Origin of the sequence: Modicisalibacter sp. 'Wilcox', assembly GCF_010993675.1 — a bacterium.
GTDB classification, from domain to species: domain Bacteria; phylum Pseudomonadota; class Gammaproteobacteria; order Pseudomonadales; family Halomonadaceae; genus Modicisalibacter; species Modicisalibacter tunisiensis.
The window spans coordinates 1-26,289 of the sequence record NZ_WNXF01000010.1 but is presented as its reverse complement, the minus strand read 5'-3'; the positions used below and the strand labels follow the sequence as shown (position 1 = coordinate 26,289).

17 protein-coding genes are annotated in these 26,289 nt (G+C 65.1%); 6 read left to right on the top strand and 11 right to left on the bottom strand.

What is annotated here, in order from left to right; all coding sequences use genetic code 11:
- Positions 1–162 precede the first annotated feature (162 nt).
- From narI to G7A98_RS10415, 5 genes are read right to left on the bottom strand one after another with little or no spacing between them, the layout of a single operon-like run.
- On the bottom strand, positions 163–840 hold the full coding sequence (narI, locus tag G7A98_RS10435) for a respiratory nitrate reductase subunit gamma (protein WP_163649613.1): 678 nt from the start codon (positions 838–840) through the stop codon (positions 163–165).
- Positions 837–1,595, bottom strand: coding sequence for a nitrate reductase molybdenum cofactor assembly chaperone (gene narJ / locus G7A98_RS10430; protein ID WP_163649612.1), 759 nt, complete (start codon positions 1,593–1,595; stop codon positions 837–839). Before narJ ends, narI begins: the two co-directional genes overlap by 4 nt.
- Positions 1,588–3,147 (bottom strand): nitrate reductase subunit beta, encoded by a 1,560-nt coding sequence (gene narH / locus G7A98_RS10425; protein WP_163649611.1) that lies wholly within the window; start codon positions 3,145–3,147, stop codon positions 1,588–1,590. Before narH ends, narJ begins: the two co-directional genes overlap by 8 nt.
- Positions 3,144–6,914 carry a nitrate reductase subunit alpha gene (locus G7A98_RS10420; protein WP_163649610.1) on the bottom strand — a complete coding sequence of 1,257 codons (3,771 nt, stop codon included), beginning with the start codon at positions 6,912–6,914 and terminating at the stop codon, positions 3,144–3,146. The genes narH and G7A98_RS10420 overlap by 4 nt, the downstream gene beginning before the upstream one ends.
- Positions 6,915–6,941: 27 nt before the next feature.
- Entirely contained in the window at positions 6,942–9,638 is a 2,697-nt protein-coding gene (locus tag G7A98_RS10415) for an MFS transporter (RefSeq protein WP_163649609.1), read from the bottom strand.
- A 303-nt stretch (positions 9,639–9,941) separates the two neighbouring features.
- On the opposite strand from G7A98_RS10415, the gene G7A98_RS10410 reads away from it, so the two are divergent.
- The 4 genes from G7A98_RS10410 (at position 9,942) to G7A98_RS10395 (ending at position 13,992) form a co-directional block, all read left to right on the top strand.
- Positions 9,942–11,768: a type IV pili methyl-accepting chemotaxis transducer N-terminal domain-containing protein gene (locus G7A98_RS10410; RefSeq protein WP_163649608.1), complete on the top strand. Its 1,827-nt coding sequence runs from the start codon at positions 9,942–9,944 to the stop codon at positions 11,766–11,768.
- Positions 11,765–12,406, top strand: coding sequence for a two-component system response regulator NarL (narL, locus tag G7A98_RS10405; RefSeq protein ID WP_163649607.1), 642 nt, complete (start codon positions 11,765–11,767; stop codon positions 12,404–12,406). The genes G7A98_RS10410 and narL overlap by 4 nt, the downstream gene beginning before the upstream one ends.
- A gap of 152 nt (positions 12,407–12,558) precedes the next feature.
- On the top strand, positions 12,559–13,263 hold the full coding sequence (locus G7A98_RS10400) for a succinate dehydrogenase iron-sulfur subunit (RefSeq protein WP_276207494.1): 705 nt from the start codon (positions 12,559–12,561) through the stop codon (positions 13,261–13,263).
- A 111-nt stretch (positions 13,264–13,374) separates the two neighbouring features.
- Positions 13,375–13,992 (top strand): hemerythrin domain-containing protein, encoded by a 618-nt coding sequence (locus G7A98_RS10395; RefSeq protein WP_163649605.1) that lies wholly within the window; start codon positions 13,375–13,377, stop codon positions 13,990–13,992.
- Positions 13,993–14,419: 427 nt separating this feature from the next.
- Here the strand turns inward: G7A98_RS10395 and G7A98_RS10390 are convergent, their stop codons facing one another.
- Both G7A98_RS10390 and hmpA read right to left on the bottom strand, forming a co-directional pair.
- Positions 14,420–15,616, bottom strand: coding sequence for an NnrS family protein (locus tag G7A98_RS10390; RefSeq protein WP_163649604.1), 1,197 nt, complete (start codon positions 15,614–15,616; stop codon positions 14,420–14,422).
- Between the two features lie 13 nt (positions 15,617–15,629).
- Positions 15,630–16,811, bottom strand: a complete 1,182-nt coding sequence (gene hmpA, locus G7A98_RS10385; protein WP_163649603.1) for an NO-inducible flavohemoprotein — start codon at positions 16,809–16,811, stop codon at positions 15,630–15,632.
- A gap of 584 nt (positions 16,812–17,395) precedes the next feature.
- On the opposite strand from hmpA, the gene G7A98_RS10380 reads away from it, so the two are divergent.
- Positions 17,396–18,454, top strand: coding sequence for a tellurite resistance/C4-dicarboxylate transporter family protein (locus G7A98_RS10380; RefSeq protein WP_163649602.1), 1,059 nt, complete (start codon positions 17,396–17,398; stop codon positions 18,452–18,454).
- A 9-nt stretch (positions 18,455–18,463) separates the two neighbouring features.
- On the opposite strand, the gene G7A98_RS10375 is transcribed toward G7A98_RS10380, so the two are convergent.
- The 4 genes from G7A98_RS10375 to G7A98_RS10360 all read right to left on the bottom strand — a co-directional run bounded on the left by G7A98_RS10375 (position 18,464) and on the right by G7A98_RS10360 (position 25,950).
- On the bottom strand, positions 18,464–19,435 hold the full coding sequence (locus G7A98_RS10375; RefSeq protein WP_163649601.1) for a restriction endonuclease: 972 nt from the start codon (positions 19,433–19,435) through the stop codon (positions 18,464–18,466).
- A gap of 54 nt (positions 19,436–19,489) precedes the next feature.
- Positions 19,490–22,537, bottom strand: coding sequence for a DEAD/DEAH box helicase family protein (locus G7A98_RS10370; protein WP_163649600.1), 3,048 nt, complete (start codon positions 22,535–22,537; stop codon positions 19,490–19,492).
- A 109-nt stretch (positions 22,538–22,646) separates the two neighbouring features.
- Entirely contained in the window at positions 22,647–24,329 is a 1,683-nt protein-coding gene (locus tag G7A98_RS10365; RefSeq protein WP_240464732.1) for an RNA-binding domain-containing protein, read from the bottom strand.
- Between the two features lie 4 nt (positions 24,330–24,333).
- On the bottom strand, positions 24,334–25,950 hold the full coding sequence (locus tag G7A98_RS10360) for a site-specific DNA-methyltransferase (RefSeq protein ID WP_163649599.1): 1,617 nt from the start codon (positions 25,948–25,950) through the stop codon (positions 24,334–24,336).
- A gap of 104 nt (positions 25,951–26,054) precedes the next feature.
- On the opposite strand from G7A98_RS10360, the gene G7A98_RS10355 reads away from it, so the two are divergent.
- Positions 26,055–26,289, top strand: a 235-nt coding sequence (locus G7A98_RS10355; RefSeq protein ID WP_240464731.1) for a helix-turn-helix domain-containing protein, incomplete at its 3' end; no start/stop codon positions are given.

Genomic DNA, 26,289 nt, shown 5'->3' with positions numbered 1-26,289 from the left:
CGCTGTGAACCCTTCCCTGGGCGCTACTTTTGCCATCCATGGCAAAAGACCCTCGCTTCACCCTGTCCCCGCCCCGCAGCAACTGTGGCCGGTCCAGCTCAACCCGATATTCATTTAGCTTTCCTGAAAAATCGCCGAGCGCAGGCATTTTTCGGCAGACCCTCAGGCCCGGCGCCGGACAATCTGATACCGCCGCCCCAGATACCCCAGCGGCGCGCTCCACACGTGCACCAGCCGGGTGAACGGGAAGAGCAGCACGATGGTCAGGCCCAGCAGGATGTGCAGCTTGTAGATCCAGCCGATCTCGGCGAGATGCACCGCGGCGTTGCCCTTGAAGTAGACGATCGCCTGCGCCCACTCGGCGAGCATCAGCATCGCCCCGCCGTCGAGGTGGTGCAGCGCGGAAAAGATCGTCAGCAGACCCAGCGAGACCTGGATGAGCAGCAGGATCAGGATCAGGTTGTCGGTGACGCTGGAGGAGGCCCGCACCCGCGGGTTGGTGAGCCGACGATGCAGCAGGATCGCCCCGCCGGCCAGGCAGGACAGCCCCGCCAGCCCGCCGACCACGATGGCGACGACCTGCTTGGTGCCGGCGGCCATGAACGGCGCGTAGACCCAATGCGGGGTCAACAGGCCCACCAGATGGCCGAAGAAGATCACCAGGATGCCGATGTGGAAGAGGTTGCTGCCCAGCCGCAGCTGGCGCCGCGAGAGCAGCTGGCTGGAACCGGTCTTCCAGGTGTACTGGCCATGATCGAAGCGCAGCAGGCTGCCGATCAGAAAGACGCTGCCGGCCAGGTACGGGTACAGCCCGAACAACAGGGTATTGAGGTAGTTCATGACGGCTCTCCGAATGACGATGAGACGCTGACGGGATCAAGGATGCGTACCGCCTCCTGCGGCGTGGTGCGCTTGCGTTCGGCGAGGCGGCGCCCCTCGGCGGACTGCAGCGCGCAGTCCTCGTCGGAGGCGGCGGAGAAGCGCACCGCCTCCTCCTCCCACACGGCGTCCAGCGCCGCGGGGGTATCGTCGCGGGGCTCCTGCTTCACCGGCTCGCGGTGCTCGGCGATATCGCCCTCGGCGCCGATCAGCGCCAGCAGCGTCAGCGGCACCAGGGCGTGGCCCGCCTCGCGCTCCTCCAGACGGGCGGCGAGCCGCGCCAGGATGTGACGGATCTCGCCCAGCCAGCGGCCGATCTCGGCCTCGTCGCGGGTGGACAGGTACTCGAGGAACAGCGGCAGGTAGTCGGGCAGCTCGCGGGCGTCGAGCGCGAAGCCGGCGGCCTGGTACTCGGCGAGCAGGTCGACCATCGCCTGGCCGCGGTCGCGGGATTCGCCGTGGACGTGCTCGAACAGCAGCAGCGAGGTGGCCCGGCCCTTGTCGAACAGCGCCACGTAGTCGGCCTGCAGGTCGAGCAGCGGCGTCGCGGCGATCCGCCGGCACCAGCCGACGAGCGCCTCGCGCAGCGCCGCGGGCAGGCGGGGCTCGGCGGCGAACACCGCCGCCAGTTCGTCGGCGGCGGCCTGCAGCTCGGCCTCGGGGTAGTCGAGCAGCCGCGCCAGGGCGCGCAGGCTGCGCTGGGTGGTGTCAGTCATGGGCGGTCTCCTCGGCCTGCGGGTCGTAGACGTTCACCGGCTGCACCAGGGTGGTGGTCTGCTTGCGGCCGCCGAACAGGCTGGTCTCGCTGTCGCCGCCCTGGCAGCCGTTGCCGAAGCTGAAGCCGCAGCCGCCGCGCTCGGGGAAGGCCTCGCGGGCCAGCTCGCGGTGGCTGGTGGGCACCACGAAGCGGTCCTCGTAGTCGGCGATCGCCAGGTAGCGGTACATGGCCTCGACCTGGGCCTCGCTGAGTCCCACGGCGTCGAGCACGGCCTGGTTCGTCTCGCCGTCGACGTGCTTGCCGCGCATGTAGACGCGCATCGCCATCAGCCGCTTGAGCGCCAGCACCACGGGGCCCTCGTCGCCGGCGGTGAGCAGGTTGGCGAGATACTGGACCGGGATGCGCAGCGACTCGATCTTCGGCAGCACGCCGTCGTCCTCGAGGTGCCCGGCCTCGGCCGCCGACTGGATCGGCGACAGCGGCGGCACGTACCAGACCATCGGCAGGGTGCGGTACTCGGGGTGCAGCGGTAGCGCCAGCTGCCAGTCCATGGCCAGCTTGTAGACCGGCGAGGCCTGTGCGGCGACGATGACGTTCTCCGGGATGCCGTCACGCCGCGCCTGGGCGATCACCTCGGGGTCGTTGGGGTCGAGGAAGATCTCGCACTGGCGCCGGTAGAGGTCGCGCTCGTCGGCGGAGGCGGCGACCTCCTCGATGCGGTCGGCGTCGTAGAGCAGCACGCCCAGGTAACGGATGCGCCCCACGCAGGTCTCGGAGCACACCGTCGGCTGGCCGGCCTCGATGCGCGGGTAGCAGAAGATGCACTTCTCGGACTTGCCGGACTTCCAGTTGTAGTAGATCTTCTTGTACGGGCAGCCGGAGACGCACATCCGCCAGCCGCGGCACTTGTCCTGGTCGATCAGCACGATGCCGTCTTCCTCGCGCTTGTAGATCGCGCCACTCGGGCACGACGCCACGCACGCCGGGTTGAGGCAGTGCTCGCACAGCCGCGGCAGGTACATCATGAAGGTGTTCTCGAACTGGCCGTAGATGTCGGCCTCGATCTGCGCGAAGTTGGCGTCGCGACGCCGCTTGGCGAACTCGGTGCCGAGGATCTCCTCCCAGTTGGGGCCCCATTCGACCTTCTTCATGCGCTCGCCGGAGATCAGCGAGCGCGGCCGCGCGGTGGGCTGGTGCTCGCCCTGCTTGGCGGTGTGCAGGTGCTGGTAGTCGAAGGTGAACGGCTCGTAGTAGTCGTCGATCTCCGGCAGGTCGGGGTTGGCGAAGATGTTCGCCAGCACCCGCCACTTGCCGCCGATGCGCGGCTCGATCTTGCCGTCCTTGCGGCGCAGCCAGCCGCCCTTCCACTTGGCCTGGTTCTCCCACTCCTTGGGGTAGCCGATGCCGGGCTTGGTCTCGACGTTGTTGAACCAGGCGTACTCGACGCCCTCGCGGCTGGTCCAGACGTTCTTGCAGGTGACCGAGCAGGTATGACAGCCGATGCACTTGTCGAGGTTGAGTACCATGCCGACCTGGGAACGAATCTTCATTTCACGGCCTCCTGTTCGTAATCGTTGCCTTCACCGTCCAGCCAGTCGACACGCTTCATCTTGCGCACGACGACGAACTCGTCGCGGTTGGAGCCGACGGTGCCGTAGTAGTTGAAGCCGTAGGCCAGCTGGCCGTAGCCGCCGATCATGTGGGTCGGCTTGGGACAGATGCGGGTCACCGAGTTGTGGATGCCGCCACGGGTGCCGGAGATCTCCGAGCCGGGGATATTCACCAGCCGCTCCTGGGCGTGGTACATCATCGCCATGCCGGTCTTGACCCGCTGGCTGACCACCGCGCGGGCGGTGACCGCGCCGTTGGCGTTGTAGAGCTCCAGCCAGTCGTTGTCCTCGACGCCGATGGCGCGGGCGTCCTCCTCGGAGAGCCAGACGATCGGCCCGCCGCGGGACAGGGTCTGCATCAGCAGGTTGTCCGAGTAGGTGGAGTGGATGCCCCACTTCTGGTGCGGGGTGATCCAGTTCAGCGCGATCTCCGGGTTGCCGTTGGACTTCGGCGCATGGACGCTGGCCACCGCCTTGGTGTCGATCGGCGGCCGGTAGGCCAGCAGGCTCTCGCCGAAGGCGCGCATCCAGGGGTGATCCTGGTAGAGCTGCTGGCGGCCGCTGACGGTGCGCCAGGGGATCAGCTCGTGGACGTTGGTGTAGCCGGCGTTGTAGGAGACGTGCTCGTCCTCGAGCCCCGACCAGGTGGGGCTGGAGATGATCTTGCGCGGCTGGGCGACCACGTCGCGGAAGCGGATCTTCTCCTCCTCCTTGGGCCGCGCCAGGTGGGTATGATCGCGCCCGGTGACCTTGGACAGCGATTCCCAGGCGCGCACCGCCACCTGGCCGTTGGTCTCCGGGGCCAGCGAGAGAATGGTCTCGGCGGCGTCGATGGCGCTCTCGATGCACGGGCGGCCCTTGGCGGCGCCGTCGAGCTTGCGGCGGTTGAGCCGGCCGAGCAGCTCCACCTCCTTGTCGGTGGCCCAGTTGATGCCCTTGCTGCCGTTGCCCAGCGACTCGAGCGCCGGCCCCAGCGAGGTGAAGCGCTCGTAGGTGGCCGGATAGTCACGCTTGACCTCGACCAGGCTGGGCATGGTCCTGCCGGGAATCGGCTCGCACTCGCCGCGCTTCCAGTCCTTGACGTCGAGCTGGGCGAGTTCTCCCGGGGAGTCGTGCTGCAGCGGCAGGGTGACCAGGTCGGTCTCCTCGCCGAGATGCCCCGGGCAGACCCGCGAGAACGCCCCGGCGATGCCCTTGTAGATCTCCCAGTCGCTGCGCGATTCCCAGGCCGGGTCGGTGGCCGCGGTCAGCGGGTGGATGAACGGATGCATGTCCGAGGTGTTGAGATCGTCCTTCTCGTACCAGGTCGCGGTGGGCAACACGATGTCCGAGTACAGGCAGGTGGTGGACATGCGGAAGTCCAGCGTCACCAGCAGGTCGAGCTTGCCCTCGGCGGCCTCGTCGCGCCATGTCACCTCCTCGGGCTTGACGCCGTCCATGCTGCCCAGATCCTTGCCCTGCACGCCGTGGTTGGCGCCCAGCAGGTACTTGAGCAGGTAGTCGTGGCCCTTGCCGGAGCTGCCCAGCAGGTTGGAGCGCCAGATGAACAGGTTGCGCGGGAAGTTCTGCGGGTTGTCCGGGTCCTCGGCGGCGAAGGCGAGCTTGCCGGCCTTGAGCTGCTGCACGACGTAGTCCTTGGTGGACAGGCCCGCCGCCTCGGCGGCCGCGGCCAGGCGCAGCGGGTTGGTGTCGAGCTGCGGCGCCGAGGGCAGCCAGCCCATGCGCTCGGCACGCACGTTGTAGTCGATCAGGCTGCCTCCGTACTGCTGGGGATCGGCCAGCGGCGAGAGGATCTCCTGGATCTTGAGCTTCTCGTAGCGCCACTGGCTGGAGTGGTTGTAGAAGAACGAGGTGCCGTTCATCTGGCGCGGCGGGCGCGTCCAGTCGAGGCCGAAGGCCAGCGGCAGCCAGCCGGTCTGCGGGCGCAGCTTCTCCTGGCCGACGTAGTGCGACCAGCCGCCACCGCTCTGGCCCACGCAGCCGCACAGCACCAGCATGTTGATCAGCCCGCGGTAGCTCATGTCCATGTGGTACCAGTGGTTCATGCCGGCACCGACGATGATCATGCTGCGGCCATGGGTCCTGGAGGCGTTGTCGGCGAACTCGCGGGCGATGCGCAGGCACTGGGCGGCGGGCACCCCGGTGATCTTCTCCTGCCAGGCCGGGGTGTAGGGGCGCACCTGGCCGTAGTCGGTGGCGCCGTCGTCGGCGTCCGCCGCACCGAAGCCACGGTCGATGCCGTAGTTGGCGCAGGTCAGGTCGAACACCGTGACCGCCAGCACCGTGCTGCCGTCGGCGCGGGTCAGGCGCTTGACCGGCAGGCTGTGGTAGAGCACGTCGTTGCCGGCGACGTGGGCGAAGTGCTCGCGCTCGATGCCGCCGAAGTAGGGGAAGGCGACCCGCGCCACGTCGTCACGATGCTCGGCGAAGGTGAGCAGCGGCTCGATCTCGCGACCCTCGGCGTCCCGCGGCTCGAGGTTCCACTTGCCCCGGTCGGCCTCGACGCCGTCCTGGCCCCAGCGGAAGCCGATCGAGCCGCGCGGCACCACCAGCCGGTCGCTCGCCTTGTCCCAGGCGACGGTCTTCCACTCGGGGTTGTTGGCCTGGCCGAGCGCCTCGCCGAAGTCGCTGGCGCGCAGCTGGCGGCCGGGGGCGTAGCTGCCGTCCTCGCGGGGCTCGAGCTCGACCAGCATCGGCATGTCGGTGTAGCGGCGCACGTAGTCGGTGAAGTAGGGGTCCTGGCGCTCGAGGTGGAACTCCTTGAGGATCACGTGGCCCATCGCCATCGCCAGCGCCGCGTCGGTGCCCTGCTTGGCGGACAGCCACTCGTCGGCGAGCTTGGCCACCTCGGCGTAGTCCGGGGTGATCGCCACGGTCTTGGTGCCCTTGTAGCGCACCTCGGTGAAGAAGTGGGCGTCCGGGGTGCGGGTCTGGGGCACGTTGGAGCCCCAGGCGATCAGGTAGCCCGAGTTGTACCAGTCGGCGGATTCCGGCACGTCGGTCTGCTCGCCCCAGGTCTGCGGGCTCGCCGGCGGCAGGTCACAGTACCAGTCGTAGAACGACAGGCAGACCCCGCCGATCAGCGACAGGTAGCGTGCCCCGGCGGCGTAGCTGACCATCGACATGGCGGGGATCGGCGAGAAGCCGATGACCCGGTCGGGGCCGTACTGCTTGGCGGTGTAGACGTTGGAGGCGGCGATCAGCGTCTCCATCTCCTCCCAGTTCGCGCGCACGAAGCCGCCCAGGCCGCGGGCCTTCTTGTACTGCCTGGCCCGGGTCGGGTCCTCGACGATCGACGCCCAGGCGTCCACCGGGTCGTCGTGGCGCTCGAGCGCCTCGCGCCACAGCGCCAGCAGCGGCTTGCGGATCAAGGGGTACTTGAGCCGGTTGGCGCTGTACAGGTACCAGGAGTAGCTGGCCCCGCGCGGGCAGCCGCGCGGCTCGTGGTTGGGCAGGTCCGGCCGGGTGCGCGGGTAGTCGGTCTGCTGGGTCTCCCAGGTGACCAGGCCGTTCTTGACGTAGATCTTCCAGCTGCACGAGCCGGTGCAGTTCACGCCGTGGGTGGAGCGCACGATCTTGTCGTGCTGCCAGCGGGCCCGGTAGCCGTCCTCCCAGTCGCGGGTCTCGTCGCGGGTCTCGCCGTGGCCCTCGGCGAAGTGCTCGGGGCGGCGGGTCAGGTACTTCAGGCGGTCCAGAAAATGACTCATGGAATCTCTCTCCTCAATGGCTCGGGGTCATGACGACGCGGTCTGGGCCGGCGTCGCCCGCCCGGGCTCCTGAAAGCGGATCTCGGCGTTGGCGCGGGTGTAGTAGAACCAGGTCAGGGCCACGCAGACGGCGTAGAAGGCGATGAAGCCGTACAGCGCCAGCTCGGCTCCGCCGGTCAGGGCGATGGAGCTGCCGAAGGTCTTGGGAATGAAGAAGGCCCCGTAAGCGGCAATCGCCGAGGTGAAGCCGATGGTCGCCGCGGATTCCTTCTCGCTCTGCTGGCGCTGCGCCGCGGCGTCGAGATCGGGCATCAGCCGCGCCACTTCCTGGCGGAAGATCTCGGGGATCATCTGGAAGGTGCTGGCGTTGCCCACCCCGGTGAAGAAGAACAGCAGCAGGAACATGGCGAAGAAGCCCCAGAAGGCGCCCGGCTGGTCCTTGATGCCGAGGAAGAACAGCACCCCGGCGACGCAGGCGATCATCGCCGCGAACACCCACAGGGTGACCCGGGCACCGCCGAAGCGATCCGAGACCCAGCCGGTGCCGGCGCGGGACAGCGCGCCCACCAGCGGCCCCAGGAAGGCGAACTGCAGCACGTCGACCGCGGGGAACTGATTGGAGGCCAGCAGCGGGAAGCCCGCGGAATAGCCGATGAAGCTGCCGAAGGTGCCGGTGTAGAGCACGCACATCAGCCAGTTGTGCTTGCGCTTGAAGATTACCGCCTGGTCCTTGAACGAGGACTTCGCGCTGGCGATGTCGTTCATGCCGAACCAGGCCGCCACCGCGCCGATCAGGATGAACGGCACCCACACGAAGCCGGCGTTCTGCAGCCACAGGCGGTCACCGTCGCCGAGGGTCTGGGGCTCGCCGCCCAGTGCACCGAACACCCCGGCGGTGATCGCCAGCGGGATCAAGAACTGCATGACGCTGACGCCCAGGTTGCCCAGTCCGGCGTTGAGCGCCAGGGCGTTGCCCTTTTCGCGCTTGGGATAGAAGAACGAGATGTTGGCCATGCTCGAGGCGAAGTTGCCGCCGCCGAAGCCGCACAGCAGCGCCAGGATCAGCATCACCAGGTAGGGAGTGTCGGGGTTCTGCACGGCGAAGCCGATCCACAGTGCCGGCAGCGCCAGCGAGGCGGTGGACAGCGCGGTGAAGCGCCGGCCGCCGACGATCGGCACCATGAAGCTGTAGAAGATGCGCAGCGTGGCGCCGGACAGCCCGGGCAGCGCGGCCAGCCAGAACAGCTGGTTGGAGCTGTAGTCGAAGCCCACCTGGGGCAGCTTGGCGACCACCACCGACCACACCATCCACACCGAGAAGGCCAGCAGCAGGTTGGGGATCGAGATCCACAGGTTGCGGGTGGCGATGCGCTTGCCCTTCTCGGCCCAGAAGTCCGGGTCCTCGGGACGCCAGTCCTGAAGCACGAAATGGCTGGGGGTGGCCAGTTCCGGCAGGTCGCGGACCTCGCGGCCGGTACGCCATTCGTGACGGCTGGCCCGCAGGATCGCGTAGTGCATCCACGCCAGCGCCGCGCCGGAGACCACGAACAGCAGCATGAAGCAGCTCTGCCAGATACCCACCACGTCGTTGAGCATGCCGAAGGTCAGCGGCAGGAAGAAACCGCCCAGCCCGCCGATCATGCCCACCACGCCGCCCACCGCGCCGACATGCTGCGGGTAGTAGCTGGGGATGTGCTTGAACACCGCCGCCTTGCCCAGCGACATGAAGAAGCCCAGCACCATGATCAGCGCGACGAAGCCGATCAGGTTCATGGTGAAGGAGAACTCCAGGGTGCCGTGCACGCCCTGCACGCTGTAGCGGGTCGGCGGGTAGCTGAGCAGGAAGCTGCACACCGCCGAGGCGATCAGCGTGGCGTACATCACGCGCCGTGCGCCGTAGCGATCGGAGAGCCAGCCGCCGAGGATGCGGAACAGCGACGCCGGGATGGTGTACAGCGCGGCGACGATGCCCGCGGCGGTGATGCTCAGGCCGTAGACCTCGACCAGGTAGTGCGGCAGCCACAGCGCCAGGGCGACGAAGCCGCCGAAGACGAAGAAGTAGTACAGCGAGAAGCGCCACACCCGCAGCTCGACCAGCGGCGCCAGCTGCTGCTTGAGCGGCACGGCGTCGGCACGACGCTGGGCGCTCTGCGGGTCGGTGCGGGCCAGCAGCAGGAAGGCCACGCCCATGATCGCCATCACCGTGGCGTAGACCAGCGCCGCGCCCTGCCAGCCCAGCGCCAGCAGCAGGAAGGGCGCCCCGAAGTTGGTCACCGCCGCGCCGACGTTGCCGGCGCCGAAGATGCCCAGCGCGGTGCCCTGACGCCCGGGCTCGAACCACGCCGAGGTGTAGGCCACGCCGACGATGAAGGAGCCGCCGGCCAGGCCGATGCCCAGGGCGCCCAGCAGCAGCATGGGGTAGCTGGTGGCGAAGGTCAGCAGGTAGACGCAGCCGGCGGTGGCCAGCATCAACAGGCTGAACACCCAGCGCCCGCCGAAGCGGTCGGTGAGGATGCCCAGGAACAGTCGGCTGATCGAGCCGGTGAGTACCGGCGTCGCCATCAGCAGGCCGAGCTGGGTGTCCGACAGGTCGAACTCCTGCTTGATCTGCAGGCCGAGAATGGAAAACAGCGTCCACACTGCGAAACACAGGGTGAACGCCAGCGTGGAAAGGCCCAGGGCGCGATTCTGGGCGCGCTTCGGCGGGCTGGTAGTGTTGGCCATGGTCGTCCCCTCTGGCTCGGTCAAAGACTTCCCGAGCGCCTTTTCGCCCGGGTCGGGCGCTGCGAAAGGCGCTCTGAGCGGACCTTGCTACAGGGGGGCGGGCCGGCCGTTGACCTGAGTCAATGTGCTTGTCCCGACGCCTCGGCGAGACTAGGCTGGATACCTCTTTCGGGGTATTCGGCCACCCCTGGCAACACCTTGAACAACAACAATTTTTCAGGAAGGGTCGCCCCGGCGGCGTGGCGCCCCCGGCCGGTTGACTCATTGGAGGTACTCCCCCGTCGTGTGTCGAGATCGTCTCTCATGCCCCGTTCCCTGACCTTTCGCGCCGGGCTGGCCATGGCCGGCATCGTGCTGCTGGCACTGACCAGCATGCTCGGCTCGATCGTCATCGCCGAGACCGCCAGCGGCGACGCGGCGGCGATCAACCAGGCCGGCGCCCTGCGCATGCAGGCCTACCGGCTGCTCGCCACGCGGGCCCGGCCCGACAGCGCCGAACGCCTGCCTGACCGGCTCGCCGAACTCGACCGCAGCCTGGCCTCGCCGGTGATCACCGAGCGCCTGCCGGACGACCCGCAGCACCCGCTGACCCGCCAGTACCAGGCGGTCGCCGAACAGTGGCGCGAGCAACTGCGCCCGCTGATGCAGACACCCGCGGCCACCGCACCGGCCGACGTCGCCGCCCGCGTGGGCGACTTCGTCGACCAGGTCGACCGGCTGGTCGGCCAGCTGCAGCGCGAGGCGGAATCGCGCATCCAGCTGCTGCGGCTGTTCCAGGGCGTCATCCTGTTCCTGACGCTGGGCCTGGTGTTCCTGGCCATGTACAAGCTGGCCGCCGGGGTGATGCCGCCGCTGCGCGATCTGCTGCAGGTGGTCGAGCGGGCCCGGCACGGCGACTTCAGCGGCCGCACCCGCTACACGGCGGGCGACGAGCTGGGTCTGCTGTCGCGCACCATCAACCAGATGAACGAGAACCTGTCGCAGATGTACGGCCGGCTGGAGGAGCGGGTGGCCGCCAAGACCGCCGAGCTCCAGCGCAGCAACGAGAGCCTCGGCCTGCTCTATCAGGCGGCACGCCGGCTCAACGGTGCCCCGCCCGGCGATGCCCGCTACCGGCACGTGCTCGCCCAGCTCGCCGCCGTCACCGGGCTGGGGCCGATCACCCTGTGCCTGGCCCAGGCCGACGCCGAGCAGGCCTACCTGCGCCTGTCCACCCGGGCCGAGGACTGCCCCGACTTCTGCCGGGCGCCGGACTGCGTGCCCTGCCTCGACGACCACGACGACACCCCCTCGCCCTGGGTCTACCGGGTGGCGGTCAGCGAGGCCGACCGCCACTACGGCGTGCTGCTGATCCAGCACCCGCCCCACTCGCCGCCCGAACCCTGGCAGCGCGATCTGGCGGACACCATCGCCGGGCTGATCGCCACCTCGATCTCGCTGGCCCAGGGCTACGCCGAGCAGCGCCGCCTGGCGCTGATGGACGAGCGCGCGGTGATCGCCCGGGAACTGCACGACTCGCTGGCCCAGTCGCTCTCCTACCTGAAGATCCAGGTCGCCCGCCTGCAGGCGCTGGTTCGCGCCCAGGCCCCGGCGGCCGACACCGAGGCGGTGCTCGACGAGCTGCGCGAGGGGCTCAACGCCGCCTATCGGCAGCTGCGCGAGCTGCTCAGCACCTTCCGTCTGAAGATGAGCGGGCCGGGGCTGGAGGCCGCGCTCGAGGAAACGGTGCGCGAGTTCACGCGGCGCGGCGAGCTTTCCATCCGCCTCGACTACCGGCTCGACCACTGTCCGCTGTCGCCCAACGAGCAGATGCACGTCCTGCAGATCGTCCGCGAGGCGCTGTCCAACGTGCTCCATCACGCCCGGGCGAGCCGCTGCGAGGTTCATCTGGCCACCGACACGCACGGCCAGGTGACGGTCAGCGTCGATGACGACGGCATCGGGCTCGGCGAGCGCACGGACCAGCCCGGCCACTACGGCACCACCATCATGCGCGAGCGCGCCGCCGGCCTGAACGGCCGGCTCGAGGTGTTCGAGCCGGCGCCGGGCGGCACCACGGTACGGCTGCACTTCACGCCTCAGATGCGCCGCGACACCCCTGCCACCACCCTGCCCGGAGACGCCGAATGACGACCCCGGTCCTGATCGTCGACGACCACCCGCTGTTCCGCCGCGGCGTTCGCCAGCTGCTCGAGATGGACGCCGCCCTGAGCGTCGCCGGCGAGGCCACCGACGGCCAGGCGGCCCTGGACATCGCCAGCCGCGAGGCCCCGGCGCTGATCCTGATGGACCTGAACATGGCCCGGATGGACGGCCTGGACGCCCTGCGGGCCCTGCGCGAGGCCGGCGTCGAGTCGCGCATCGTCATGCTCACCGTCTCCGACGCCGAGGAGGACGTCATCGCCGCGCTGCGTGCCGGCGCCGACGGCTACCTGCTCAAGGACATGGAACCCGAGGACCTGCTGGCGGCGATCAAGGAAGCCGCCGAGGGGCAGATGGCGATCAGCCCGCGACTCGCCGGCCTGCTGGCCCGAGCCCTGAGCGGGCCACGCGCCACCCCGGGCGAGGACGCCCTGGCCACCCTCACCGCCCGCGAGCGCGAGACCCTGCGTGCCCTGGCCCGCGGGCTGAGCAACAAGCTGATCGCCCGCCGGCTGGCCATCAGCGAAGGCACGGTCAAGGTGCACGTCAAGCACGTGCTCAAGAAGCTCGGGCTGCGCTCGCGGGTCGAGGCCGCGGTCTGGGCGGTCAATCACGACCTCAGCTAGCCGTGTCCCGGTGGCCGGTTCATCGCGACCGACGTCGCTCCCACGGCCAGGTGGTGAATGTGGCGAATGAACAACCCGACGAGAGATCACCGGTGGCACGGTCGGGTTGAACTATACTTCGGGTCCGCATTCCCATCGCGAGAGAGGCCATGCTGACCGTCAAGCTCTACCGCTACCAGCCGGAAACCGACGACGCCCCCTACCTGGACACCTTCGAGCTCGACGACCACTTTCGACGCCGGATGGTGCTCGACGTGCTCGAGCACCTGAAGGTCGCGCACCCGGACATCAGTTACCGGCGCTCCTGCCGCGAGGGTGTCTGCGGCTCCGACGGCATGAACATCAACGGCAAGAACGCCCTGGCCTGCGTCACGCCCGTCGGCGAGGTCCTGGGCAAGGGCGATACCCTGACCCTGCGACCATTGCCCGGCATGCCGGTGATTCGCGACCTGGTGGTCGACCTGGGCCTGTTCTACCGCCAGTACGAACGCGTCAGGCCCTACCTGATCAACGACCAGCCGCCCGCCGCCATCGAACGCCTGCAGAGCCCCGAGGAGCGCGACAAGCTCGACGGCCTCTACGAGTGCATCCTGTGCGCCTGCTGCAGCTCGGCCTGCCCCTCCTGGTGGTGGAATCCGGAGAGCTATGTCGGCCCCGCCGGGCTGCTCCAGGCCTACCGCTTCCTGATCGACAGCCGCGACACCGCCACCCGCGAGCGCCTGGCGGCGCTTCAGGACCCCTTCAGCGTGTTCCGCTGCCGGCAGATCGGCAACTGCACCTGGGTCTGCCCCAAGGGGCTCAACCCCATGAAGGCCATCGGCCACATCAAGGCGCTGCTGCTCGCCGAGGGCACCTGACAGCCCTCTTTGCGGGACGGGAAAAACATGGCATGGCACGTGCATGACTATGAGGAGAGGGTTCGATCGACATGGCGAACCCATGGCCCCCAGCCCATTCAGGAGGCAATCATGACCCTTCCCGCCATTCAGCGCCTGCAGGCCGATCACGTCCGCTACGAGACCCTGCTCTGCATCCTCGACCACCAGTTCCACGCCGCCGAGATGGGCGAGCCGACCGACGCCGCCCTGCTGCGCGATATCCTCCACTACCTGACGCACCATGCCGAGCGCGCGCACCACGCCTTCGAGGACCGCCTCTTCGCGCGACTGCAACAGCGCGACCCGGGCATCCGCGAGACGCTGGCGCTGCTGCAGGAAGAGCACCGGCGCATCGAGCGCTACGGCGAGGAGCTGCATGCGCATTTCGACCGCCGCGCCGCCAACGGCGCCGCGGAGGCGTGGGAGCCCGCGACGCTGAACCTGCTCCAGGCCTACATCGAGCTCTACCGGGGGCACCTGCACTGCGAGGAGACCCGGGTGCTCGAGCGGCTCGCCACCACCCTGACCGGCGGCGACTGGCTGGAGCTGGTCAGCGGCTGCGACTGGGGATGCGATGCTTCGCTGCTCCCCGAGGCCGATGCCGAGTACCGTGCCCTGAAGGCACGCATCGGCGCCGATGGCCGGGGCGTCTGGATGGGCGACGACGACACGCGGGCGGCCGACGCCTGCCCGCTGTGCCAGGCGTGACGAAGTCACTTCCGCAACCCCCTCCCGCAACAACCGCGGCCATGCCGATCAGCCTGACGAGTGGCCTTGCGGGAGGGGATTCATCCCCGTCATCGGGATACCGCTGCCGGGCTCATCGCGACTGAAGTCGCTCCCACAACACCCCCTCCCGCAACAACCGCGGCCATGCCGATCAGCCTGACGAGTGGCCTTGCGGGAGGGGATTCATCCCCGTCATCGGGATACCGCTGTCGGGCTCATCGCGACTGAAGTCGCTCCCACAACACCCCCTCCCGCAACAACTGCGGCCATGCCGGCCAGCCTGAGAGGTGGTCTTGTGGTCTTGTGGTCTTGTGGTCTTGTGGTCTTGTGGTCTTGTGGTCTTGTGGGAGGGGATTCATCCCCGACAGCGGTGTCCCGGTGGCGGGTTCATCGCGGAACCAAACAACTAGCCCGGCGCGCCATCGGCGCGCCGGCTGCCCAGCACGGCGACATAGCGCACCAGATACAGGGCCAGCGCCAGGCTCCAGGCGAGGACGGCGATATCCAGCGCCACGGGCCGGGTCTGCGGCCAGATCGCCGGCAGCAGCGCCCGCGCGACACCGGCCAGCAGCATCAGCGCCAGGGCCGTGGCGATGCCGCGCGGCGCGACGAGCGCCCGACCGGTATGTCCCAGTGCCACGCGCGCCATCATCGCCAGCATCATGCCGCCCATGCCGCCCACGGTCAGGGCGTGGACCGCCAGCGACAGGCTCACGAGATTCCAGGCCGACAGCGCCCACATCGTCAGACCCAGGCAGACGAAAGCGTAGCTCAGGTGCAGGCTCCACAGCAGCGGCTCGCGCCAGCCCTGCCAGCCGGCCCAGCGCAGCCCGCGCACGAGGTTGGCGAGCGCCGCCACGCCGGCGACCACGCCCCACACGCCGGCCGGCACGTCGCCACCGACCAGGGCCGCCAGCTGCAGGCCGACCAGTGCCACGACGCCGCCGATCGCCGTCGCCTCGAGCACCAGTGGCCGGCTCGCCTGGGGGCGGTTCAGACGCCGCGCGGTGAAGAAGGGAATCACCCGGCCGCCGAGGATCACCATCAGCAAAGTGATCAGCAGCACCGCGAGGGACTCGCCGCCGTGCAGCAGCCCCGGCGCGCCGCGGAACAGCGCCAGATGCGTGGCCAGGTTGGCCACGGCGAGCAGCGCGAGCACCGGCACGAAGACCAGGTTGCGCCACTGGCGCCGGTGAATCACCGGCCGCGCCAGCAGCACCGCGGCCAGCGGCAGGAAGGCCAGGTCAATGCCCGCCACCCAGGCCGGCGACAGCGCCTGGGGAAAGGCGATCGCCAGCCGCGCCGCCAGCCAGAGCGCGGCAAGCCCCAGCAGCGGCCAGCCGGAAAGCCCCGGCCGGCCGGTCCAGTTCTGCACCGCGGTGAGCAGAAAGCCCACCACCACCGCCGCGGCGAAGCCGAACAGCATCTCGTGGGGGTGCCACCACATCAGCCCGCCGTAGGGGGCGAGCCACACCTTGCCGTTCCACACCCCGCCCCACACCAGCATCGCCACCAGGCCGAACGCCGCGGCGAGCAGGAAGAAGGGGCGAAACGCCAGCCGCCACAGCGGCATGCGGCGCGTCAGGACGGACGATTCGTGCATCGGGCGCTCCCGGTCAGCCGGCCTGCAGCGGCCGCGAGGGGCCGAAGTGTTCGTAATGGCGCCGCTCGCCGGGCACACCCAGGCTGTCCAGGGCGTGATCGACGGCGGTCATGAAGCCCTGTGGCCCCACGAAGTAGCACTCCGGGTCGCCCTCGGGCAGATAGCGCGCCAGCAGCTCGCGATTGACGCGGCCGATGTGGTCGGCTCGATCGTCCTCGTCGCCCCGCTCGTAGAGCGTCACCGAGGTCAGGTGGTCGGCATGCTCGCGGGCCAGCGCCGCCAGTTCCTCGGCGAAGGCGTGGTGGGCGCGCTCCTGGGCGGCATGCAGGTAGACCACCCGGCGCCCCTGCTCCAGCGCCCGGCAGGCCATCGGCAGCATCGGCGTCTGCCCCACCCCGCCGCTGATCAGCATCACCGGTGTCGAGGCCTCGTCGAGCGTCAATTGCCCCGAGGGCTGCAGCAGCTCGAGCGTATCGCCGACATCGAGCCGGTCGTGGAAGTACTCGCTGACCCGGCCGCCCGTCTCGCGCTTGATCGAGATCCGGTAGCTCCTGCCGTTGGGGGTGCCGGACAGGCTGTAGTGACGATAGACAGGCTCGCCGTCGATGGTCAGCCTGACACCGATGAACTGCCCCGGTTCGAAATCCGCCACCGGCCCGCCGTCGACCGGCTCGAGCACGAAGGAGCGGATGACCCGGCTCTCCTGGCGTGTCTCGGCGATGCGGAAGGTGCGCGTGCCCTGCCAGCCGCCGGGGCGCGCGGCGAACTCATGGTAGGCTTCCGCCTCCAGCCCGATCAGCAGGTCGGCCAGCTCCTGATAGAGCGCGCCCCAGGCATCGGCGATCTCGGGGGTCACGGCATCGCCCAGTACCTCGCCGATCGCCGCCATCAGGCATTCGCCGACGATCGGGTACTGGTCGGGCTGAATCCCCAGCGAGACGTGCTTGCTGACCACCGTGGCCAGCACCTCGCGGGCCTGGTCCGGGTCCTTGCGCATCTGCACATAGGCCAGCACCGCACTGGCCAGCACCCGGGGCTGGCCGCCGTCGGCCTGGTGAGCCTGGTTGAACAGCGGCGCCACCTCCGGGTAGCGCTCGAACATCAGCGGATAGAAGCGTTTCGTGATCGCGTCGAGATGCTCGGCCACCACGGGAGCGGTTGCCTCGATCAGGCTTTCCTGCTGGTCCGTCAACATGTTGAACCTCTTTGATGTGTCGATTGGTCAGGCATGGGCCCATTACCGGTGTAGCAACCCATGTGCCCGCCTTCAAAACGGCTGCCCGGATGCGGCACTTTGTCGCGAATCAACCCCAACCAACTGATTTATCAACCATTCAACAATGACCGCAGCACCTGCCGGTAATTCCGCTGCGGCATCTTCCAACCCGGACAGTCAAGATGACAGCCTTTTTACTGTCTTATTGACAGCATTGTCAGGATGACACCCCCCTTGTTCGGCCTTGACCCGCGCGACGTTCACCAGTATCACCAGGCAATTCACGCCAATCGTCAGCCGTGCATGACGCCAGCCCGCTTCGTGCGGGTTGTCGAACGGGGCGACCGGGAAGTCGTGCCCCACTCGCCAGAGTTCGGCTGCCCCGTCCCCCGAGCCATTCACGGGACAAGGCTTCACCTCGGCTCGAGAAGACACTATCCACGCGGCGAAAACGCATCGCCGATGGCGCCGCCTGGACCACTCCGGACCGGCCCCTCTCGGCGGGGTGAGCGATGGCGTCGTCGCCACGGGCAGCTTTTGCAATTCGCAGGGATCTCACCGACATGACAAGACTCGCCCGACTGATCGATCGCACCGCGGCCGACTTCTTTCCCGGCTACTTTGCCGTCGCCATGGCTACCGGCACCCTCTCGATCGCGGCGCATCTTCTGCGGATCGAGGCGATGGCGCGGGCCTTTTTCTACATCAATTGCGCCGCCTATCTGGTGCTTTTCGGCCTGCTTCTCGTCCGCATCATCCGTCACCCTCATCGCCTGATCGCCGACATGCATTCGCATTCACGGGGCCCGGGATTCTTCACCCTGATTCCCGGCACCTGCATTCTCGGCGCGCAGATGCAGCTCATCGCCCACTCGCCGCTCATGGCCGATCTTCTTCTCGGCCTCGGCATGTTGCTGTGGGTGGGAGTGATGTACTGGTTCTTCATCGCCGTCATCGTGCACCCGAGAAAGCCCAGCCTGCGCAACGGCATCAATGGCTCCTGGCTTCTCGCCTCCGTGGCGACCCACTCGCTGGCCATCCTGTGCACGCTGATCGACTGGCCCAGCGCGTGGCAGACACTCGCCTTGCTGGCCGCCCTGTGCCTGTTCCTGGTCGGCGGCATGCTCTATCTGGTGATCATCCCGATCATCTTCTACCGCCTGACCTTCGTGGCCCTCGACGTGACGCTGCTCTCGCCCCCTTACTGGATCAACATGGGCGCCATGGCCATCGCCACCCTGTCGGGCGCGGGGCTCATGCTCACCCTGCCCACCGTGCCGGCCTTGAGCGACTTCCTGCCGTTCATCCGGGGCATCACGCTGTTCATGTGGGCATCGGCCACGTGGTGGATCCCGCTGCTGCTGGGCCTGTCGGCCTGGCGCTACCTGATCGCCCGCCATCCCCTGCGTTACGACCCCCAGTACTGGAGCATCGTCTTCCCGATCGCCATGTATACCGCCGCCACCGCGCGCCTGGGCGAGGCGCTGGCGATACCGGCGCTGCTCGTGCTGCCCCATCTTTCCCTCTGGGCGGCGCTCGCCGTGTGGGTCGGCACGGCCATCGGCATGCTGACGGCACGCCGGAATCAGCCTGTCCAGGGCAGCAGCAAGGCCGACGACTGAGCGGCGCTCTTAAAGCAACACAGGGGCATCGGAGAGCCCCAGTCGGCTTCGTGTCGCGACAGACAGGTTCTGCCAATGCTCGAAGAGCCAGTCTGAAAAATCATTGCCTCCCATGACCTGAATGCCATCCTTCTCCGCCAGCGCCTCGACACCCTCGTCGACAATGGCCGTCGTGATCAGCCAACGCTGGGCATCGTCATCATCAAGTGCGGCGAGCTGGCGGATGCCGTGAGCCCCGGTAGTGCCCTGATGATGCTTTACTTGAACAAGGAGCTTTGTGGGATTGAACCGGTCCTTCCGGTAAGCTTCGATATCGGCATCGGCAACTCCCTCATAGTGCCGCTTGCTGGGTCGACGGACCTCATACCCTTCCAGCTTCAAAAGCTCCATCACCAGCATTTCCAGCCCATTGCCACCGCCCGCAAGGAAAGTGCTCCCCTGCTGTATACGCTCCAGAAGCGTCTTCTTGAAGGTATTGACCGCTTCGCTGTTTTCGGCTTCATGCTGGCTATTGATGTTGCTGAAACCGCCAGACTCCAGCCGGGAATACAGCGTTTCCAGCTCATCTGAAAACTCATCCAGCGATGCAACGGCCATCCGAATTTTCAGTCGGGTCTCAAGAGCCGTGGAAAGGTCATCGCGAGGTATCCGCTTGACCTTCCCATCCGGGTCGCGCAGGAATGTCGCACCGATCCGGTTCTCCCCATAGCCGACATCCAGGCCGAATCCTTTCTCGCCCGTGGCCCGAGCCAGTAGAATGGCGCGAGGTACGGGGACCACGATCAGGTCACCGGCGCGAATATTGAAGAATCGCCGGATCTGATTGCCCTTCCTGCCGATCTCAATTCCCCGGTCTCGAAACGCCTTCATCAGAGAGTCGGCCGACGCGTGCTCTGAAAAGTTCATCTGCGACCAGCCATAGCCCGCCTGGTCCCCTGCAGTCAGCTCAAGCGGGCTTCTCACCATGACTACCCTTGACACAGCACTTTCCTTTTCGATTTAGAGTAAAACAGGCTTGGAAACGGCCTGAAGCCATTACCTTACGATATCCATCAGCTTGTCATAGGAATCCACCACGTCGTACTTCACCGTCGCCGTGGCGATGGTGTCGAAGAACTCCGTGGCACACTTGATCTTGGCCTGCTCGATTTCACGCAGCTCCAGCGATGACATGCTGCCCTTGGTCTCGGCCACGAAGTAGACGTGTTTCACGTCATTCTCATTGAAGGCGATGGCCCAGTCGGGGTTGTAGTTGCCCACCGGCGTCGGGATGAAGAAGCTCTTCGGCAGCTTGGCGTAGACCACCACTTCCTTGCCGGTGTCGAGCTCTTCGACGAAATCCCGCTCGATCCTGGAGTCGGTCACCACGTAGTCATAGACGTGCCGGTTGGCCTTGTAGGCCCGATCCAGATTATTTTCCGGCTTCTCGAGGGTGAAGATTTCCCGGCTGTGCTGCTCGTTGATGGGGTCGTAGCTGATGTGCTCGACCACCATGCTGGCCTTCTGCTCGTTGATCAGCCTGGCGGCCTGAGCCATGAAGTCTTCGGGGTTCATCGGGTACTGCTTGAAGGTCTTCGGCTGGATTTTCGAGAGAATCGCCGCGACGGTGCGCCGCGTTAGCTGTGTGGCCTCGGCCAGGCGGCCGATCAGGTCGTACTGCACCGCCGAGTGAAGCGAGCCGTCATGCTTGACCCGCTCGCTCTCGTTGACGGTGAAGGCCTGCCCGCTGGTCATGTCCTGGTAGCTGGCTTCCGCCTTCTGCGTGCCGCGCTCCACCTGGTACTCGAGCCGCTTCACGTTGAGTTTCAGGTCCAGATAGCCCACGCATTTCTCGATCAGCTCGTTGGAGTCGAAGCTGACCGAGTAGGCCGCCTTGCGGTTGATGCGCTCCCAGAGCGCCTGAAATTCCTTCTTGTGGAAGTTGTCGTTGAGCGGGTTCAGCTTGGCCTTGCGGCCGTCCTCGATGTGCGGCAGCTGGGCGTTGCTGAAGACGCTGTCGATCAGCTGGAAGACCTGCTGTGCATGGGGCTGTAGCGCCTCCGGCAGCTCGGCTCGGGTGCCGTCCTCCTTGGCCTGGTGGTAGGCCTCGGTGATGTGATCGGCGTTATCCGTGTAGTCGTTCTTGAGCAGGTAGCGGTAGATATCCTTGGCCATGGCGGGCGTGACCTCCACCTCGCCCTCATCCGACACGAGCAGCTTGCCGGTGAAGTAGGCCTCGTCGGCGACCCGCGGGCGTTCGGAGAGCTCATTGCTGATGTCGCGCTGCAAGGCGGTGACGAAGTCCTTGTAACTCTCGCTGGCGACTACCGCCAGCTCGTTGATGTCGTGTACCGTCAGCGGATCGTCCATGCGCTCGCCCAGCTGGTTGACCGCCAGACGCAGGCCGCGCCCCACCTCCTGGCGCCGGGAGATGGTGTTGTCGCTGTGCTTCAGCGTACAGATGACGAACACGTTGGGGTTGTCCCAGCCCTCTCGCAGTGCAGAGTGGGAGAAGATGAAGCGCGTGGGCTCTTCGAAGGAGAGCAGACGTTCCTTGTCCTTCAGGATCAGGTCGTAGGCATCGACATCGTCCGTCTCGGTCGAGCGCGCTTTGGTCTTGGGGTCAACGAGACGCTTGGACTTCTTGTCGATGGAGAAGTAACCGTTGTGGGTATCCGAGGTGTTGATGCCCTTTAAGTAACGGTTGTACTCACTATCTTCCAGGGTCTGCACCTGGTTGAGCTGACATTTGTATTCCTCCTCGAATATTTGAGCATATTCACCCAGCACCTCACCGCTGTCATCATACTGACGATACTTGGCCACCTCATCGATGAAGAACAACGTGAGCACCTTGACGCCCTGAGAAAAAAGCTGCTGCTCCTTCTGGAAGTGCGCCTTTATCGCCTCACGGATCTGAATCCGCCTAAGCGCCTTTTCGGTAACATCGACGGTTACCTCCCCGGCGGTAAGCTCGACGCCGTTGGTGAAGCTGAGTTGGTCGACCCGGGCGTCAATGTCCGAGACGACGAAGCCCTTGTACTGGTCCAGCCCACCCGACAGCTCATGGAGGTTGTCGCCCTTGCCGAGCTTGCGACGCTTGCGCTTCACGCCGCCGGCCGACTTCACTTCATACTCGATCCAGGCCACCGGGGGCTTGCTCCTGGCAGTCTCGATATTTTCCAGGTAGAGGTAGGCATCGGTGCCGGTGAGCCCCTTGGTAGTGACACCATGCACCGAGATCTTCTTCACCAGCTTCTGGTTGTAGGCGTCCAGGGCATCCAGGCGATGGATCTTGTTGTAGGTCGTCTTGTGGGTGGCCGAGTAGCGCACGATGAACAGCGGGTTGAACTCGCTCAGCGAGCTGAGCGTCTTGCCCCCTTCCATCTTCTGCGGCTCATCGAGGAACAGGATCGGCCGGTTGGCCTTGATCACGTCGATGGGGCGCCGTGACTGGAAATCGTCCAGCTCATCGTAGATGCGGCGGTTGTCGGCACCACGGGAGTTGAAGGCCTGCACGTTGATGACCATCACGCTGATGCCGGCATCCGAGGAGAAGCTTTCCAGGTTGTGCAGCTGCTTCGAGTTGTAGATGAAGAAGCGCGCCTTCTCCCCGTAGCTCTCCAGGAAGTGGTCGGCGGTGATCTGCAGCGACTTGTAGACCCCCTCGCGGATGGCAATGCTGGGCACCACCACGATGAACTTGCTCCAGCCGTAGCGCTGCTTCAGCTCGAACATGCTCTTCAGATAGACGTAGGTCTTGCCGGTGCCAGTCTCCATCTCCACGTCCAGGTTGTAGGGGCAGCCGGTCTTGTCATCCTTCTTCAGGCCGTCGGAGAGCGGCAGGTTCTGGCGGCGCTGCACAGCCCGGATATTGTTCAGCAGATCCAGCTCCGTCAGCTCCAGCGCGGCGTTCTTGAAGCCGGCGTCGTCGGGGTCTGGCGAGGCGTAGAGGTCACGCTGCAGCGGCTGCGCCAGGGGTGCTGCCTCGCCCGGATCGATGCGATAGCGGATACCACTGCTAAAGGGCTGGCCGGCAAAGCAGTCCGCCAGTGCCTCGACGGCCCGCGTCTGGTATTCCTGGGTCTTGAACTTGAGCTTCATGACAACCCTCTGTGACCGTCTCTCTGCACGCTCTCTGCAAACAAGACGCCACAGAGAGATGTAATCCTTTGATTTTCAACAAATAGTTGAATTTTCTTGCTGCACGCCTCTATTGACCACCTTGCGCGGTCTCTGCAAGACACCAGCGAGGAGCCGTATCAGAGCCCTTGTTGACGATGACGCCCTGGCGCCGGAGCTTTGTCAGCAAATTGCTGATTTTATTGTATTTTTGTTTGTATGTAAGGGCATCACTCAGCTTGTCCAGCAACAGCGCGTTGATATCCGAGCGGTTCGCCTGACCGAACTTTTCGAGATAATCCTTCAGCAACTTTGCATAGAACTCATCGTCCTGAGCACGGGTGCGGATATATTCGGCTTTGCTGGCCGTCGCTCCCGCCACGCTGGCGGAGACGTGGTAGTTAGGCTTGCGCCCTTCGATCAGGCCGGCCCGTTTGAGGCGAGCCACCGCATCATCGGCGATCGGCAGCTTCTTCTGGATGCGATCCAATGCCAGCACATCGACAAGAGACAAGTCCGTCTTCTGAATCAACAGGCGACTGTACGCGGAGTCGACCACGCCACCGTAGATACCAAGTCTGACGGCGCCTGGCTCGCTCAGATCATAGTCAGGCAGGGGGAGATAACGCCGGGCCTGGCGGGAATACATGTCGTGAATGCCGTAGCCCATGGTATCGATCATGTTGAGCTCGGCCATGGCCTGGGTCAGAAAAGGGTTACGGTAGCGCTTCGGTACCCGGTGTCCCTCCAGGTAATCATCGGGCTCACCCTCGAAAAAGCTGCCTTCATTGTCGAAGACCAGCCGGTCGGATTGCTCGACCACCACCACACGCGCATTGCGACTGTAGTCCTGATGAGCGATGCAATTATGCAACGCTTCCAGCACGATTTTCTGGTCGTACTTGGACACTTCGATAGGTAATAGCTCGTCCTGAGGCAGCAGCCGCAACTGGATATTGCGGATACGCTGATACAACTGCGTCGTGGCCAGCAGGAACGGCGGGCCGAAGTGCTGGTAGGCCCGCTCCGGCCCCTCCAGCTTCCAGGTCAGCTGAGCGGGATGGGGGGATAGCAATGGCGCCGCCTCTTCCTTGCCCAGCAGCAGGAGAGCCGCCCGGGTCACCCTGCCGTCCAGGGTCAGCTTGGCGCGATCCAGGAAAGTAGCCAGCGGCCATCCCATTACTTCGTCAGGCTCGAAACGGTTGGCGTACTTCTTGGCAAAGGACTCTCGGGCCTTGCTGACCGCCTCGGGGTCGAGATGGTCGAGTGTGGCATTCGGCACCAACTGCACGGACCAGTCGGTGGCGTCAGTCTGTCGCCGGATCGCATCCTGCTTGTCCAGGCCCAAGCCGGTCAGACTCTCCCCGGCGCGGGCGTAGTAATGCCCCAGCCAGGCGATGGGCATGCCCATCGGTGCGGGCGGAATCTCGAACAGCAGCACCCGGCCCTCCGGCGTTTCCAGCTCGTGGATGTCACGGAAGGTGATGCTGGGCTCGGTGCCATCGGCGATCTGCATCTTCAGCTTGTCGAGCTCGCCTGGGGCTTGGCGGTACTCGGAGCCCAGGATGCGCCGGGTCTTGTCGTCGATGCCAAAGACCAGCCAGGCGCTTTCGCAGGCACGCAGATTCGCCTCGTTGGCCAGCGCCGAGAGGTACTTGCCGAGATCCGAGGTGGAAAAGCCCTTGCCACCGCGTTTGAACTCGACCACCTCGCTTTCCCAGCGCTCGATCAGGGAGTGCAGCAACTGCTTCAGCGCCTGCTCGTCCATGCTCATGGGCCTAGATCACCTTGACGTCGGTATTGGGCGACTTCTGGGCGAAGATCTGCTCGACGTTGATCTTGACGCTGTCGCTGGCGAAGCCGGCATCGCGGAATACCACGCGCAGCGGCTCGTACTCGGCCAGCTGCTTGACGAAAGCCTCGTCGATATCGAGGTCGAAGCAGGCGGCCAGGGCCATATGCTTCTCGGCTCCATCGACGAAGAAGACGTTTTTTCCATCAACCTCCTGGCGGGAGATCGGAAGCGAAAGGTCTACACCCCAATCCAGCAAGACCTGGAAGAGCAGGTCTTCTGAACTCCGACCCTCGCGGATATTGTCGATATTTTTAGACAGCAAGTCTTGGCTAAGTGCGTCTGGAGAATAATGAGTGTCACGCATGTTTGATGAATCAATCTTAAATGCTCGAAAACCGATATCTCGGTTCCAATGGGAATCGCAGCCGTTTTCGATAATTTTTTCCCCAGCTCGGCGGATGCGTTCTTTAGAAATTTCAGCGATATCTTGATATCCAGCATTCCACGCATCCGAGCTCTCATCTGTAGGCTCTGGAAGCTGTATCGTAATAAATTTCCGATTCCCACCATCAGCGGCATTTAACTTCATAGTAGCATGTGCGGTGGTGGCAGACCCTGCAAAAAAGTCGAGAACAAGTGAGTCAGGCTCTGTCGCAAGATGCAACACGCGCTCTAACAACCTAACTGGTTTAGGCGTATCAAAAACTGATGCTTCAGGGAAAAGTTCATTGACTTCTTTTTTTCCTTCTTGGTTATGCCCAACTTCATTATATTTCCAAATCGTCTGGCAAGCTGCGCCCTGCTTGACCTCAGAAAGAAACCTTTTTATAGAAGGCACATTGTTCCCATCAGCCCCGAACCAAACTCGGTTGTCCTCAATCATCCTTTCAAAAACTTCTTTCGTATAGACCCAACAACGACCGTTTGGCAAAGAGTGTCTCTTCCCATTTGGAGCAATCAGTTCATAAAACTGACCTTTTGTTCCATGACCAGCTTGAGCCGTTGCATCTGCAGGCTTCCATATACCACGTGGATCGTTATCAGGGTTTCGGTAGCGAGCATTCATCGCATCTGTGCGCGGCAGTAGCTTCGGATACCAATTAAGCTTGTTTTTAGCATAAACTAACAGAAAATCATGCGACTCTGAGAACCATTTTACAGCATTCTGAGGGCTGTATCGCTTCTCCCAGATAATCGTATTCACGAAATTTTGACTTCCAAATACTTCATCGCAGATGCGTTTTAGGTTCGCCTGCTCATTGTCATCGATGCTGATGAAAATCACACCGTCATCACGAAGCAGGTTTCGAGAGAGCTGAAGTCTGGCATGAATCATAGTTAGCCAGTCTGAATGAAATCGGCCATTGCTAGTGGAATTAGCGACTAGCCGGCTCCCTATTTCATCTACCTGATTCGACCGTTGCAGAAACTCCTCTGGATTCTCAGAAAAATCATCTTCGTAAACAAAGTCTCCCCCAGTGTTATATGGTGGATCAATGTAGATCAGCTTGACTTTTCCCAGGTAGTTTTCTTGAAGAAGCTTGAGCGCCTCAAGATTATCTCCCTCAATGAAAATATTTTTGGTGGTATCGAAGTTCACACTCGGCGGTCTCAAGTTCCAAGTGCAACACGTGACCCATCAGGTACGGTGTTGCTATGACTCACTGCTATCGCCACCTCTCTGCTGAAGACCGAGCCGCCATCATGATGATGCGAGCCACGCATTCGATCCGGGCCATCGCCACTCACCTGGGCCGTGCGCCGAGCACCGTGTCGCGAGAAATAGCCCGCCACACGGTTGATCCCATCAAGGGCTACGATGCCGGCCTGGCGGGCTACCGGGCTCGTCTGACGCGACATCGGCCACGTCAGCGTCCCAAGCTGCACCCCGACGGGGAGCTCTTCGAGGTGGTGGTCTACCTGCTGCGCAAGTACTGGT

Bases quoted from the DNA above. Each gene is read 5' to 3' on its own strand.
- narI (WP_163649613.1), bottom strand. From the start codon at position 840: ATGAACTACCTCAATACCCTGTTGTTCGGGCTGTACCCGTACCTGGCC.
- narJ (WP_163649612.1), bottom strand. From the start codon at position 1,595: ATGACTGACACCACCCAGCGCAGCCTGCGCGCCCTGGCGCGGCTGCTC.
- narH (WP_163649611.1), bottom strand. From the start codon at position 3,147: ATGAAGATTCGTTCCCAGGTCGGCATGGTACTCAACCTCGACAAGTGC.
- G7A98_RS10420 (WP_163649610.1), bottom strand. From the start codon at position 6,914: ATGAGTCATTTTCTGGACCGCCTGAAGTACCTGACCCGCCGCCCCGAG.
- G7A98_RS10415 (WP_163649609.1), bottom strand. From the start codon at position 9,638: ATGGCCAACACTACCAGCCCGCCGAAGCGCGCCCAGAATCGCGCCCTG.
- G7A98_RS10410 (WP_163649608.1), top strand. From the start codon at position 9,942: ATGCCCCGTTCCCTGACCTTTCGCGCCGGGCTGGCCATGGCCGGCATC.
- narL (WP_163649607.1), top strand. From the start codon at position 11,765: ATGACGACCCCGGTCCTGATCGTCGACGACCACCCGCTGTTCCGCCGC.
- G7A98_RS10395 (WP_163649605.1), top strand. From the start codon at position 13,375: ATGACCCTTCCCGCCATTCAGCGCCTGCAGGCCGATCACGTCCGCTAC.
- G7A98_RS10390 (WP_163649604.1), bottom strand. From the start codon at position 15,616: ATGCACGAATCGTCCGTCCTGACGCGCCGCATGCCGCTGTGGCGGCTG.
- hmpA (WP_163649603.1), bottom strand. From the start codon at position 16,811: ATGTTGACGGACCAGCAGGAAAGCCTGATCGAGGCAACCGCTCCCGTG.
- G7A98_RS10380 (WP_163649602.1), top strand. From the start codon at position 17,396: ATGACAAGACTCGCCCGACTGATCGATCGCACCGCGGCCGACTTCTTT.
- G7A98_RS10370 (WP_163649600.1), bottom strand. From the start codon at position 22,537: ATGAAGCTCAAGTTCAAGACCCAGGAATACCAGACGCGGGCCGTCGAG.
- G7A98_RS10365 (WP_240464732.1), bottom strand. From the start codon at position 24,329: ATGAGCATGGACGAGCAGGCGCTGAAGCAGTTGCTGCACTCCCTGATC.